General features: G+C 68.0%; 13 protein-coding genes. 4 read left to right on the forward strand and 9 right to left on the reverse strand.

The window, feature by feature from the left end:
- Positions 1-38 precede the first annotated feature (38 nt).
- Both CJ179_RS03485 and pgsA read right to left on the reverse strand, forming a co-directional pair.
- Positions 39-539, reverse strand: coding sequence for a CinA family protein (locus CJ179_RS03485; RefSeq protein WP_072942428.1), 501 nt, complete (start codon positions 537-539; stop codon positions 39-41).
- A complete protein-coding gene (gene pgsA, locus CJ179_RS03490) occupies positions 536-1,198 on the reverse strand; it encodes a CDP-diacylglycerol--glycerol-3-phosphate 3-phosphatidyltransferase (protein ID WP_072942429.1) in 663 nt (220 codons plus the stop codon). The genes CJ179_RS03485 and pgsA overlap by 4 nt, the downstream gene beginning before the upstream one ends.
- A 117-nt stretch (positions 1,199-1,315) precedes the next feature.
- Between pgsA and CJ179_RS03495 the strand changes: the two genes are divergently transcribed.
- Positions 1,316-1,840, forward strand: coding sequence for an amino-acid N-acetyltransferase (locus tag CJ179_RS03495; RefSeq protein ID WP_072942430.1), 525 nt, complete (start codon positions 1,316-1,318; stop codon positions 1,838-1,840).
- 73 nt (positions 1,841-1,913) lie between these two features.
- Entirely contained in the window at positions 1,914-2,198 is a 285-nt protein-coding gene (locus tag CJ179_RS03500; protein ID WP_072942431.1) for a YciI family protein, read from the forward strand.
- Positions 2,199-2,240: 42 nt separating this feature from the next.
- On the opposite strand, the gene CJ179_RS03505 is transcribed toward CJ179_RS03500, so the two are convergent.
- From CJ179_RS03505 to thyX, 6 genes are all read right to left on the reverse strand, one after another.
- Positions 2,241-3,224 carry a TerC family protein gene (locus CJ179_RS03505; RefSeq protein ID WP_072942466.1) on the reverse strand — a complete coding sequence of 328 codons (984 nt, stop codon included), beginning with the start codon at positions 3,222-3,224 and terminating at the stop codon, positions 2,241-2,243.
- A gap of 209 nt (positions 3,225-3,433) precedes the next feature.
- Positions 3,434-6,007: a DNA translocase FtsK gene (locus CJ179_RS03510; RefSeq protein WP_095860696.1), complete on the reverse strand. Its 2,574-nt coding sequence runs from the start codon at positions 6,005-6,007 to the stop codon at positions 3,434-3,436.
- 80 nt (positions 6,008-6,087) lie between these two features.
- A complete protein-coding gene (locus tag CJ179_RS03515) occupies positions 6,088-6,711 on the reverse strand; it encodes a TIGR03085 family metal-binding protein (RefSeq protein ID WP_095860697.1) in 624 nt (207 codons plus the stop codon).
- Between the two features lie 25 nt (positions 6,712-6,736).
- A complete protein-coding gene (locus CJ179_RS03520; protein ID WP_095860698.1) occupies positions 6,737-8,734 on the reverse strand; it encodes a ribonuclease J in 1,998 nt (665 codons plus the stop codon).
- Positions 8,731-9,639 (reverse strand): 4-hydroxy-tetrahydrodipicolinate synthase, encoded by a 909-nt coding sequence (gene dapA / locus CJ179_RS03525; protein WP_015890417.1) that lies wholly within the window; start codon positions 9,637-9,639, stop codon positions 8,731-8,733. The genes CJ179_RS03520 and dapA overlap by 4 nt, the downstream gene beginning before the upstream one ends.
- Positions 9,640-9,682: 43 nt before the next feature.
- The gene (gene thyX / locus CJ179_RS03530; RefSeq protein ID WP_072937969.1) at positions 9,683-10,435 is read right to left on the reverse strand and encodes an FAD-dependent thymidylate synthase; all 753 of its coding nucleotides are present in this window, start codon (positions 10,433-10,435) and stop codon (positions 9,683-9,685) included.
- A 155-nt stretch (positions 10,436-10,590) separates the two neighbouring features.
- On the opposite strand from thyX, the gene CJ179_RS03535 reads away from it, so the two are divergent.
- Together CJ179_RS03535 and CJ179_RS03540 are read left to right on the forward strand one after the other, a co-directional pair.
- Positions 10,591-11,067, forward strand: coding sequence for a toxin-antitoxin system HicB family antitoxin (locus CJ179_RS03535; RefSeq protein WP_072937968.1), 477 nt, complete (start codon positions 10,591-10,593; stop codon positions 11,065-11,067).
- A 102-nt stretch (positions 11,068-11,169) separates the two neighbouring features.
- Positions 11,170-11,604 (forward strand): SRPBCC family protein, encoded by a 435-nt coding sequence (locus CJ179_RS03540; protein WP_015890414.1) that lies wholly within the window; start codon positions 11,170-11,172, stop codon positions 11,602-11,604.
- 22 nt (positions 11,605-11,626) lie between these two features.
- Here CJ179_RS03540 and CJ179_RS03545 read toward each other — a convergent pair whose 3' ends face one another.
- Complete coding sequence (locus tag CJ179_RS03545; RefSeq protein WP_095860699.1) at positions 11,627-12,859, reverse strand: winged helix-turn-helix domain-containing protein; 1,233 nt, start codon at positions 12,857-12,859, stop codon at positions 11,627-11,629.
- Positions 12,860-12,875 lie beyond the last annotated feature (16 nt).

Raw genomic sequence — 12,875 nt, forward strand, 5'->3', positions numbered from 1 at the left:
TATCTCAACGCACGAACAGGACCGATTGGTTCCCGACCTTAGCCTGCGGACGTTTCCTGCACACGATCGAGGAGTCCCGACACGGCGGCGGAAACCGCAGATTTACGGATCTGCCACCGGCCGCCGGTCAATCCGAGCTCGAGGACCGACGTTCCGGCCGCCCCGGAAATGCTCAGGAACACCGTGCCCACGGGATGTCCGTCCTGCGTGTCGGGGCCGGCGACGCCGGTCAGACCGACGCCCCAGTCGGCGCCGCAGCGGGCGCGGGCACCGTCCGCGAGCGCCTGTGCCGTGGACGCCGCCACCGGCCCGTCCTCCGCCAGCCGGGCCGGATCGACACCGGCGAGAGTTGCCTTCAGGTCGGTGGCGTAGACGACGAGTCCGCCGCGCAGCACGTTGCTCGCGCCGGGCACGCCGGCGATGGTGGCGGTGAGCAGTCCCGCGGTGAGCGATTCCGCGGTGGCGACGGTCTCGCCGCGGGCGGTGAGCACGGCAACCAGGTCGGCGGCCCGCGTGCCGTCCACCAACGGGTCGGTCACGCCCCGGTGCTCGCGTTCGCCTCGACCTTGTGCACCCCGGCTCGCAGCCGGACGGCCTGCACGACGTAGTCCAGCCCGGTCACCACTGTCAGCAGCACGGCCGCCCCCATCAGGACCCATCCGAGGACGTCGAATCCGTCCGGCAGCGGCAGCAGGTAGAACCCGATCGCGATCGTCTGGACGAGAGTCTTGAGCTTGCCGCCCCTGCCCGCGGGAATGACCGCGTGCCGCAAGACCGCGAACCGGAGCAGCGTGATGCCCAGTTCCCGCACCGCGATCACCGCGGTCACCCACCAGGGCAGGTCGCCGAGAATCGACAGACCCACGAGGGCGGCACCGATCAGCGCTTTGTCCGCGATGGGGTCTGCGAGCTTGCCGAAATCGGTGACGAGGCCGTACTTGCGGGCCAGTTGACCGTCGATCCGGTCGGTGATGGCGGCGACCGCGAACACGCCGGTGGCGATCAGGCGCCACGTCGTCGAGTGTCCGTCGCCGACGAACAGCACGACCAGGAAGACGGGGACCAGCAGGATCCGGAGGATTGTCAGGATGTTCGCGATGTTCAGCAGTGGTACGGCCGTCTCACTCGCGGGCTCGACCGACGGATCCGGGACCGCCGGGTTGTCGGCGGCCGTCCAATCCTCGCGCTGCGCGCTCATCGGAGCACCGCAGCGTCGAACTGCACCCCGGGACGCGGCGGGGAGTGGGAGGGATTCGTAGGTCGTACCGGCACGTGCCTAAGAATATCGGTACGGCCGTTGGCTAATGTTCACGACATGACTTCTCGGACGCCGGACACCGCCGACAATCAGCTGATCGTGCGGCGAGCACGAACCTCCGACGTTCCCGAGATCAAGCGTCTGATCGACATCTACTCCGGCAAGATCCTGCTCGAGAAGAACCTCGTGACCCTGTACGAATCCGTTCAGGAGTTCTGGGTGGCCGAGCGCGGCGGCAACGTGATCGGTTGTGGCGCAATGCACGTCCTGTGGGCGGACCTGGGCGAGGTGCGCACGATCGCAGTCGATCCGTCGGCCAAGGGCCAGGGTGCGGGCCATCACGTGGTGGCCAAATTGATCGAGGTCGCGCGGGAACTCGAACTCGAGCGCCTGTTCGTTCTCACGTTCGAGGTCGACTTCTTCGGCAAGCACGGATTCGTGGAGATCGACGGCACACCCGTGACCGCCGAGGTGTACGCGGAGATGTGCCGTTCGTACGACACCGGTGTCGCCGAGTTCCTCGACCTGAGCTACGTCAAGCCGAACACCCTCGGCAACACCCGAATGCTTCTCACTCTCTGAAATCCCAGTGCGTGAGACAGATGGGCCCTGATCCCATTTTTGTTCGATGAACCCGTCCCGAGAGAGCGAGAACATGTCCCTGTTCGTAGTGGAGTACACGTATTCGGCCGATACCGTCGCCGGACGCGACGAGCATCGCCCCGCCCACCGGGAGTGGCTCGGCGAACTGGCCGAGCAGAAGACGGTGGTGTCGTCCGGCCCGTTCGCGGACGGTAGCGGCGCGTTCATCATCGTCGACGCCGCCGACGCGGCGACCGTGGAACAGCTTTTCACCCACGACCCGTTCGCCCGCAACGGCCTGGTGACGGCCACCCGGATCGTCGAATGGGTTCCGGTACTCGGCGAATTCAGCTCCTGAACCGCCGAGCACCGGACCCCTCGAGCACGACGCCCGGCGGAGTTACTTCGCCGGCGTCGCGTTCCGCGTCTTGAGGAGGCTGGCGACGGTCGTCACTGCCAGCACACCGATGATGACGGCGAGCGAGAACACCGTCGACACCTCCGGGACGGCCACGTGCTCCCCACCGTTGATGAAGCCCAGCGTGTTCTCGTGCAGAGCGTGCAGAACCAGCTTGACGCCGATGAACGCCAGGATGATCGACAGGCCGTACGACAGATACACCAGGCGATCCAGCAGGCCGCCGATCAGGAAGTACAGCTGACGCAGACCCATCAGCGCGAACGCGTTGGCCGTGAACACCAGGTACGGCTCCTGGGTGAGCCCGTAGATCGCGGGGATCGAGTCGAGCGCGAACAGCACGTCGGTGAATCCGATGGCGACCAGCGCGAGCAGCAGCGGCGTCACGACGCGCTTGCCGTTGATCCGTGTGACGAGCTTGTCGCCGTCGTAGGTGTCCGTGGTGGGGAGGATCTTCTTCGCGATGGCGACGATCTTGCTGTCGCGTTCCTCCTCTACCTCCTTCTCGTGCCCGTGATCACGCACCAGTGTGTACGCGGTGTAGATGAGGAACGCGCCGAACAGGTAGAACACCCAGCTGTAGGCGTTGATCGCCGCGGCGCCGACGCCGATGAAGATTCCGCGCATCACCAGCGCCATCACGATGCCGATCAGCAGCACCTTCTGCTGGTACTCCCGTGGCACCGCGAACGTTCCCATGATGATGACGAACACGAAGAGGTTGTCGACCGACAACGCCTTCTCGGTGACGTATCCGGCGAAATATTCGCCGCCGTACTGGCTTCCCCACAGCCACATCACGATCAGGCCGAACAGGATCGCGACGCCGATGTAGACCGACGACCAGAACGCCGACTCACGGAACGTGGGAGCGTGCGGGGTGCGTACGTGAGCGAAGAAGTCGAAGACGAACAGTCCGAGAATCACCACACAGGTGATGACCCAGACCAGCGGTGACACATGCATGAACACAGACCTCCGGTAGACCTAGCGGGTACCGGAGGTCTCTCCCGCCGCGCCGGAACCTTCTGTCCGAGCGACTGACAGCCCCGGATCGGCAATGGTGCCGATCGTGTTGACGATGCTGTCACAGAGGTGGGGATACTCCCCTCCAATTCGGTGACCATTCAACCACACTGCGCGAGAATCGCCCATTTCGGACACGCGCACGCGGGCTACTCCTGGTCGGACGGGGCCTCGTCCGGGTCGCCGCCGCGGATCGACCACAGCAGACCGTCGAGTTCGTCGGGCTTGATGAGCACCTCGCGGGCTTTCGAACCCTCGCTGGGGCCCACCACTCCCCTGGTCTCCATCAGGTCCATCAGGCGGCCTGCCTTTGCGAAACCGACACGCAGTTTCCGCTGCAGCATCGACGTGGAGCCGAACTGGCTGGAGACGACGAGTTCCACCGCCTGCAACAGCACGTCCATGTCGTCGCCGATGTCGGGATCGACGTCCTTCTTCTCCCCGACCTTGGCGGCGGTGACGCCGTCGGTGTACTCCGGCTCCGCCTGGTTCTTGCTGAAATCGACGACCGCGGAGATCTCCTCGTCGGTGATGAACGCGCCCTGCAGGCGTGTCGGCTTGCCTGCGCCCATCGGCAGGAACAGCCCGTCACCCATACCGATCAGCTTCTCGGCGCCGGGCTGGTCCAGGATGACCCGTGAGTCGGTCAGGGAGGACGTCGCGAAGGCGAGCCGTGACGGCACGTTGGTCTTGATCAGACCCGTCACGACGTCCACCGACGGCCGCTGTGTGGCGAGCACGAGGTGGATACCGGCGGCGCGCGCCTTCTGGGTGATCCGCACGATCGCGTCCTCGACGTCGCGCGGCGCGGTCATCATGAGGTCCGCGAGTTCGTCGACGATGGCGAGGATGTACGGATACGGCCGGTAGACCCGTTCGCTACCGAGCGGCGCGGTGATCTCTCCCGACTTCACCTTGGCGTTGAAGTCGTCGATGTGGCGCACCCGGTTGGCCTGCATGTCCTGGTAGCGCTGCTCCATCTCCTCCACCAGCCAGGCCAGCGCGGCCGCCGCCTTCTTCGGCTGGGTGATGATGGGCGTGATGAGGTGCGGAATGCCTTCGTACGGCGTCAACTCCACCATCTTGGGGTCGATGAGGATCATCCGGACCTCGTCGGGTGTCGCGCGGGACAGCAGCGACACCAGCATCGAGTTCACGAAGCTGGACTTACCGGAACCGGTGGAACCGGCCACGAGCAGGTGCGGCATCTTCGCGAGGTTGGCACTGACGAAGTCGCCCTCGATGTCCTTGCCGAGACCGATCACCAGCGGGTGGTGGTCCTTGCGGGTGCTTGGGGCGGTGAGCACGTCGGCGAGGCGCACCATCTCACGGTCGGAGTTGGGGACCTCGATACCGACCGCGGACTTGCCCGGGATCGGCGCGAGCAGGCGCACGTTGTCGGTGGCGACGGCGTACGCGATGTTGCGGGCGAGCGCGGTAATCTTCTCGACCTTCACACCCGGGCCGAGTTCCACCTCGTAGCGGGTGACGGTCGGGCCGCGGGTGAATCCGGTGACGGCGGCGTCGATCTTGAACTGTTCGAGGACCTCGGTGATGGCCTCGATCATCGCGTCGTTGGCCGAACTGCGCTTCTTCGGCGCATCGCCCTCGATGAGCAGGGACGTCGGTGGCAGTGTGTAGTCGCCCTCGACCACCCGGTCGGTGACGAACTTGTCGACGTCGGGTAGCGGTTCCGGTTCGGATTCCGGCTTCGGGGCGACGACGGGCTTGGCCTTGGCGCGCGGCCGTTTCGGGGCCGGTGCCGGAGCGGGCACGGGTTCCGTGGCGGGTTCGGTCTCCCACAGCCCGAGCACCTCCGTCTTCGCGGTGTCGCTGACGTCGTACTCGTCGGTGGGATAGTTGTCGGCCGGGGCACCCCGGACCCCGGTCTTGTAGTCGTCGACGGGGTAGCCGTCGGCATCGAAGAGGGTGGGGTCGTATTCGCCGTCCTCGTAGTACTCGCTGTCGTAGTCGCCGTAGTGATCGCGGCCGAACGATGTTCCGAAGTACGACTGCAGCTTGCCGGGCACCTCGCGGACCGTGGTCCCGGTCAGGAGCAGGACACCGAACAGTGCCGCCATCAGCAGCAGCGGCGCGGCCAGCCACACGGTGAGACCGTCGGTCAGGGGACCGCCCGCCGCGTACCCGACGAAGCCGGCGCCGCGTGCCCTGCCGTCGGCGTCGGCGGGCGACCCCGTCGCGATGTGCCACAGGCCGAGAACCGGCAGACCGACCAGCAGCGACCCCAGCACCAGCCGGGGCCGGATCTCGGGTTTCGGTTCGGTCCGCATCAGGATCACCGCGACGGCGACACCGATCAGCGGCAGGACAGCGGACGCCCCGCCGAACACGGCGCGGACTCCGGTCTCGATCCACTCGCCCACCGGACCGCCGGCGGAGAACCAGATTCCGCCGGCGACCACGACGCTGATCGCAATCAGTCCGAGGGCGATGCCGTCGCGCCGGTGTCCCTGCTCGATCTCGGCCGCCCTGCCGACGGTGCGGGTGGTGGCTCCGACGCCCTTCGCCACGAGCGACCAGCCGCCGCCGATTCCCCGGCCCACCGACTTCAGGGGACCGGATGCGGACGCCTTCTTCGCGGCGGGCCTCCGGGCGCCGCCGCGCGGCGACGTGGACTTACGCGGAGTGCTGACCGTCCGGGTCGTGCGGGACTTCGGCTTGGACGTCGTGCTCGAACCGCGGGCGCTCGCCTTACCTGCCATGGCTCTCAGATTAGTCGCTACGGCACCTTCCGGACCATCCGCAACACCCGTAACACGGCCAGAGCTGCGTCGAAATGGCCTCAGAACCCTCGGTCGAGGGAGGTCACGGCCTCGATGTCGGCGGCCTCGCCCTCGGTCTCGATCCGCACCTGATTCCGGCCGAACGCGTGCAGGGCGAGTTCCGACGGTTCCCCTCGCAGGATCACCCGGCCGGCGCCGGCCGTGCGGACGGTGGCCTGCTCCCCGGACGGCCGCTCGAGTACCACCGTCACCGGGGCGTGCCGGTAGCCGAGCTTGCCGACCTTGCGCGCCAGACCCCACAGCGCGTCCTGACGGTCGGCGGTCAGCACGCGCGGCTCCCACCCGTCGTGGGCGCGGCGCACGTCCTCGTGGTGGACGAACATCTCCCCCAGGTTCACCTGCGCGTCCACCCAGTACATCGGCGACCACATCGGCGGACCCGACCGGACCTCGTCCAGCAGCCGGCTCCACGGACGCGTCGCCGTCTCGTTCTGGACGCGTTCGGTGTACCCGGCGAGCAGGCCCACGACGATGCCCGGGGCAGCGTCGAGGCGTCGTTCGCGCACGATCAGGTGGGCGGCCAGGTCCCGGTTGGTCCACGTCCCGCAGAGGGTCGGGGCGTCGGGACCGAATTCGGCCATCGAGTCGACGAGGGCGAGGCGTTCATCTCGGGCAAAGGTCACCCGACCGAATCTACCTGTCGGAGAACTACTTGCCCTCCGCCGACGGCACCGCGATGACGGTCGGAACGATCATCGGCCGGCGACGGTACTTGTCGGCCACCCATCTGCCGACGACACGCCGGATCGCCTGGGCGATGCGGTGAGCGTCGTTGATGCCTTCGGTGGCCAGGCGCAGCAGCTCCGCCTCGACCAACTGCGCCGCGTCCTTGAGGGCCGTCGGGTCGTCGGAGAATCCGCGTCCGGACACCTCGGGGGTGCTGACCGCGCGGCCCGTGTGGTCGTCGATGACGACGTTGATGGCGATGAACCCGCCCTCACCGAGGACCAACCGGTCCGACAGTGTGGAGTCGCCGACGTCGCCGACGGACAGTCCGTCGACGTAGACGTGCCCGACGGGAACCTGCCCGACGATCTCGGCGAGACCGTCGACCATGTCGACCACCACACCGTCCTCGGCGAGCACGATCCGCTCCTCCGGCACACCGGTCGCCTTCGCGAGGGCGGCGTTGGCCCGCAGGTGGCGCCATTCGCCGTGGACCGGCATCGCGTTGGTGGGCCGGACCGCGTTGTACAGGTACAGGAGCTCACCCGCCGAGGCGTGACCGGAGACGTGCACCTTCGCGCTCTGCTGGGTGACGACGGTGGCTCCGCGCTTGGCGAGGCCGTTGACGACGGCGAACACGGAGTTCTCGTTGCCGGGGATCAGCGACGAGGCCAGCACGACGAGGTCGTTGGCCCGGATGTTGATCTGCCGGTGCTCGCCGCGGGCCATCCGCGACAACGCCGACAGCGGTTCGCCCTGCGAGCCGGTGGAGATGAGGACGAGCCGGTCGTCGGGCAGGTTGGCCGCGGTGTCGATGTCGACGACCAGACCGTCCGGGACGCTCAGGTAGCCGAGATCCTGCGCGATCTGCATGTTGCGGACCATCGACCGGCCCACGAACGCGACCCGCCGGTTGTACCGGTGCGCGACGTCGACGACCTGCTGGATGCGGTGCACGTGGCTGGCGAAGGAGGCCACGATCACACGCTGCCGGGCCTTGCCGATGACGTTGTCGAGCACTCCCCCGATCTCACGTTCGGGGGTGACGAATCCCGGCACCTCGGCGTTGGTGGAGTCGACGAGGAACAGGTCGACGCCCTCGTCGCCGAGACGGGAGAAGCCGGCGAGGTCGGTGAGCCTGCCGTCGAGCGGCAACTGGTCGAGCTTGATGTCGCCGGTGTGCAGCACGACGCCGGCGTCGGTCCGGATCGCGACGGCAATGGCGTCGGGGATCGAGTGGTTGACGGCGAAGTACTCGCACTCGAATGGGCCGTGTTCGGTGCGCTGACCCTCGACGACCTCGACGAGGTTGGGACGCTGGCGGTGCTCACGGCACTTGGCCGCGACGAGCGCGAGCGTGAACCGCGAACCGACGACCGGCAGATCCGGACGCAGGCGCAGCAGGAACGGGATGGCGCCGATGTGGTCCTCGTGGCCGTGCGTGAGGACGACGGCCTCGACGTCGTCCATGCGGTCCTCGATGTGCCGGAAGTCCGGGAGGATCAGGTCGACACCAGGCTGCTGGTCTTCCGGGAACAGCACACCGCAGTCGACGATGAGCAGTTTGCCCTGGTGCTCGAAGACGGTCATGTTGCGACCGATCTCGCCGATGCCGCCGAGAGCCACCACCCGCAGCCCCTTGAACGGGGCCTTCGGCGGGGCGCCGAGCCGGGCCGTCGGATCGACCGCGGCCGGCCGCGAGTCCTGACGCTTGTTGCCGGCGCGCCGTCCGGAGCGCGACGACGACTTGTTGGCGGCGCCCCCCTTCGTGGAGGAAGCCTTCACGGGCGCGGACTTGGCCTGCTCCGACTTCGGGGCACTCGGCTCGTCGGCGACGACGGGCGCCGACTTCGCCGGCTCGGCGGCGGGGGCCGGCGTCGCCGGCTCGGCGGCAGGGGCCGGCGTCGTCGGCTCGCTCGCTGTGGGGGAAGGGGGGCCTGCCTGGCGGCTGGCGCTGCGACGACGAGGCGGTCGGGTCACGCGAGCACCCCCGCTGCGTGCAGATCGGCGGCCAGGAGATCGATCTGATCGTGCGTGGGCGCCACCTGCGGCAACCGGGGTTCACCGACGTCGAGGCCGATCAGGCGCAGACCCGCCTTCGACGCGCTCACGCCGCCGAGACGCGCCACCGAGCGGATGACCGGGATGAGGCTGAGGTTGATGGCGCGGGCGCGGGCGATGTCCCCCGCCGCGAAGGCGGTGTGCAGTTCACGCAGCCGGCCGGGCACGAGGTGCCCGATGACGCTGACGAATCCCGTCGCGCCCACCGACAGCCACGGCAGGTTGAGCGGATCGTCACCCGAGTAGAACTGGAGGTCGGTGGTGCCGATCAGCTCGGCGCCCGCGTTGAGGTCGCCCTTGGCGTCCTTGACCGCGACGATGCGCGGGTGCTCGGCGAGGCGCCGGATGGTCTCCGTCTCGATGGGGACCACGGAGCGGGGTGGAATGTCGTAGAGCATGACCGGAAGGTCGGTGGCGTTGGCGACAGCGGTGAAGTGCGCGAACAGTCCGGCCTGCGGCGGACGCGAGTAGTAGGGGGTGACGACGAGGAGGCCCTGCGCGCCGGCGCGGGCGGCGTCACGGGCGAGTTCGACGCTGTGCGCGGTGTCGTTGCTGCCCGCGCCGGCGATGATCTTCGCGCGGTTGCCCACCGCGTCGATGACCGCCCGGAGCAGCTCGAGCTTCTCGTTTTCGGTGGTCGTCGGCGACTCACCGGTCGTGCCGGCGAGCACGAGGGAGTCGCACCCGTTGTCGACGAGGTACGCCGCGAGGCGGACACCGGCGTCGACGTCCAGCTTTCCGTCCGAGGTGAACGGCGTCACCATCGCTGTGGACACGGTGCCGAACGGACGCTCGACTGGAGAAGCGGAATCACCGTAGGTCATGGTCAGAAGGCTACCCGGTGACCCAGGTACTTTTGCACACCAGTCACGCGTCGGCGGAAAACGTGCTCCGCGCCACCTCGGTGCCGTCGCCCCAGTCCAGTACCTCGAAGTCGCCGAAGACATTCGGTGCGGCCGCCTGCAGCTGCCTCAGGCACTCGACCGCGACACGGCGAATCTCCACGTCGGCGTGCTCGGTGGCCCGCATCGAGACGAAGTGCCGCCAGGCGCGGTAGTTGCCGGTGACCACCACGCGGGTCTCCGTCGCGTTGGGCAAGACGGCCCTCGCGGCCTGCCTCGCCTGCTTGTTGCGCAGCGGCACGTTGGAGGTGTCGGCCAGTTTCGATTCGAGGGCCTCGAGGAGTTCGCCGTACGCCGCCCTGCTGGCGTCGGTGGCCTTCGCGAACAGCTCCTCGAGTTCGGGGTCGCCGGCGATCGCGGGCGGGACGACGACGTTCCCCTCGTTCTCCCGCACGAAGCGCTGCGACAGCTGCGAGTAGGAGAAGTGGCGGTGCCGGATCAACTCGTGGGTGCAGGACCGGGAGATGCCGGTGATGTAGAAGCTGACGGTGCCGTGTTCGAGGACCGACTCGTGCCCGACCTCGAGCAGATGACGCAGGTATCCGGCGTTGGTGGCGGTGCGGGGGTTGGGTTTGGACCAGCTCTGGTAGCACGCCCGGCCCGCGAATTCCGCCAGCGCTTCGCCGCCGTCGGCGTCGGTCTCCCACGGGATGTCCGCCGGTGGAAAGAACTCCGTCTTCGCGACGAGTTGCACCCTGAGCGGCACGGTCTGCGGCACTGCGCTGATCCTCCTACCGAACTCCCTGGTCGGGAGTCCCTCCTGAATGCATCGACCCTAGTCGCAGCATCGGCCTGACACTGTCCGAGGGTGACATCACCAAGCTGAGGTCACGACTGCTTGACTGGCGTCACGGTTGACGTCATGCTGGCGTCATGGACCTCGGCATCTATGTCTCCCGGCTGCGAGACGACCTGAACGCAGCAGCCGCACTCGGCGACGAGCAGACGCGGGCGACCGCTGCGGCGCTCGCCGCCGCAGTCGAACCCGCCGCGCGCCTGCTCCTCCTGTCGGCGCTCACCGACTTTGCGGGAGAGGTGTCTTCCGAACTCGGCAATCGCACCGTCGGCGTGCGCCTGGACGGCAGCGAGGTGGCGGTCGACGTGCACCGGACTCCCGCCCAGCCCGGGCCGGACAGGGAACGCACCGCCACCGCCGAGGACATCGGTGCCGCGTTCGATGACGTCACCGGTGACATCAGCCGCGTCACCCTCCGCCTGATGGATCAGATCAAGTCGAAGGCCGAGGAGGCCGCCTCCCAGAACGGGGTGTCGCTCAATTCCTGGGTGTCGCAAGCGGTCCAGGGCGCGCTCAAGGACCAGATGCGCCGGAACGGGAGAGGCGATTTCTGAGCGCCGGTGCACTCACTCCACGCGCCCGTCGGCGGCGGTGATGTAATTACGTCGCATCAGCCACACGGTGAGAGTCGCCACGGGCTCGAAGGAGCGAAGAACATGGCCGTTTCCGGCGTCAAGGAATTCGAGATCAAGGCCGATCCGGCCACGGTGATGGCCGCGATCGCTGCGGTGGATCGCCTGCCCGAGTGGTCCTCGGCCCACAAGTCGGTCACCATCGAGAGCACACACGACGACGGCCGCCCCCACCGAGTCCGGATGAGCGTCTCCATCCTCGGGATCAGCGACGAGCAGGTCGTCGACTACACGTTCGAGGGCGACAACACGGTGTCGTGGCACCTCGTCGAGAGCGGCCAGCAGAACGCCCAGGACGGGTCGTACGTCCTCACCGAGTCCGGCGCCGGCACCAAGGTGACGTTCGAATTGACGGTCGACCCGAAGATTCCGCTGCCGGGGTTCCTCGTGAAGAAGGCGCAGAAGACGGCGCTCGAGACCGCGAGCAAGGGCCTGACGAAGTTCGTCGAGAGCCTGTAGGCAGTCGAGAGCCTCCAGTTCTTCACTCTCCTCGCGGCCGCGACGCCTCGGCCGCGAGGAGGGCACCGAGGTTGCCGCGATCGTCCACTCGGACGTCGTCCAGGCCCAACCACGTTGCCATTCTTCGCAATTCCGGAACCAGCGCCTCCACCACGTGCCCCGGACTCCGGTCGGGTTCGACGAACACGGATCGCACTTCGAGCGTCCCCGACGCGCGGTCGGCCTTGAGATCGACCCTCGCCACCAGTTCACCGTTCAGCAGGAACGGGAAGACGTAGTACCCGTGGACACGTTTGTGCGCGGGGGTGTAGATCTCGAGGCGGTACCGGAAGTCGAATACCCGCTCGGTACGGGGCCGGCAGAAAACCAGCGGATCGAACGGGCAGAGCAGCGCCGCCCCCTCCACCTTCCGGGGAACCCGGACGTCGCGGTGGACGAATGCCGATGCCTCCCAGCCCCGGACGCCGACCCGTTCGAGCACACCGTCCTCGACGAGGTCCTCGACGGCCGCGGCGGTCTGCGCCGGCGACAGCCGGTAGTAGTCGCGCAGATCGGGTTCGGTGGCCACCCCGAGGGCCCGCGCGGACCGCTGCACCAGGCCACGGACGGCGTCCTCCTCCGAAACGTTCTCGGCGAGGACCGCTTCCGGCAGCACCCGTTCGGTGAGGTCGTAGTGACGGGTGAAGGCGACGCGCTTGTCGACCGCCAGCGCACCGGACGCGAACAGCTGCTCGCACACCACTTTGGTGTCGCTGCGATCCCACCACGGACCCTGGCGGTCGGGCCGGTCGACCTCGAGGTGTTTCTCCACGTCGCCCGCGCTGCACGCACCGACGGCGCCGATCACGTCGAGCACGTCGGCGGCGAGCGTGGGATTGCGGTCGAGTACGCGGGATTCGCCGGACCAGCGTCCGTGCCGGTACCGGTGCATCCGCCAGCGCAGCAGCGGCCAGTCCTCGACCGGGATGAACGCCGCCTCGTGCGCCCAGTACTCCGCCAGCATCCGGGGTGCGCGGGCGGAGTGCGACCACGCCGCCGAGTCGACCAGACCGCGGTCGTACACCCCGAGACGGCTGAACAGCGGGACGTAGTGGGCGCGCACGGCCACCGACACGGAGTCGATCTGGAACAACCGCACGCGGTCGAGAACCGAACGGACGTGCCTGCGCGTCGGTGTACCGGCCGGCTTCCGGTCGGCGAAACCCTGCGCCCAGAGCGCCGTTCTCCGGGCCGCGGCGGCGGTCATCTCACGCATGACCGAAGCTTGCCAT

The organism is Rhodococcus sp. ACS1, assembly GCF_002300155.1.
Lineage (GTDB): Bacteria > Actinomycetota > Actinomycetes > Mycobacteriales > Mycobacteriaceae > Rhodococcus_F > Rhodococcus_F koreensis.

Coding starts and splice junctions, on each gene's coding strand:
- CJ179_RS03500 (WP_072942431.1), top strand. CDS start 1,914: ATGTCCCTGTTCGTAGTGGAGTACACGTATTCGGCCGATACCGTCGCC.
- CJ179_RS03505 (WP_072942466.1), bottom strand. CDS start 3,224: ATGCATGTGTCACCGCTGGTCTGGGTCATCACCTGTGTGGTGATTCTC.
- CJ179_RS03510 (WP_095860696.1), bottom strand. CDS start 6,007: ATGGCAGGTAAGGCGAGCGCCCGCGGTTCGAGCACGACGTCCAAGCCG.
- CJ179_RS03535 (WP_072937968.1), top strand. CDS start 10,591: ATGGACCTCGGCATCTATGTCTCCCGGCTGCGAGACGACCTGAACGCA.
- CJ179_RS03540 (WP_015890414.1), top strand. CDS start 11,170: ATGGCCGTTTCCGGCGTCAAGGAATTCGAGATCAAGGCCGATCCGGCC.
- pgsA (WP_072942429.1), bottom strand. CDS start 1,198: ATGAGCGCGCAGCGCGAGGATTGGACGGCCGCCGACAACCCGGCGGTC.
- dapA (WP_015890417.1), bottom strand. CDS start 9,639: ATGACCTACGGTGATTCCGCTTCTCCAGTCGAGCGTCCGTTCGGCACC.
- CJ179_RS03545 (WP_095860699.1), bottom strand. CDS start 12,859: ATGCGTGAGATGACCGCCGCCGCGGCCCGGAGAACGGCGCTCTGGGCG.
- CJ179_RS03495 (WP_072942430.1), top strand. CDS start 1,316: ATGACTTCTCGGACGCCGGACACCGCCGACAATCAGCTGATCGTGCGG.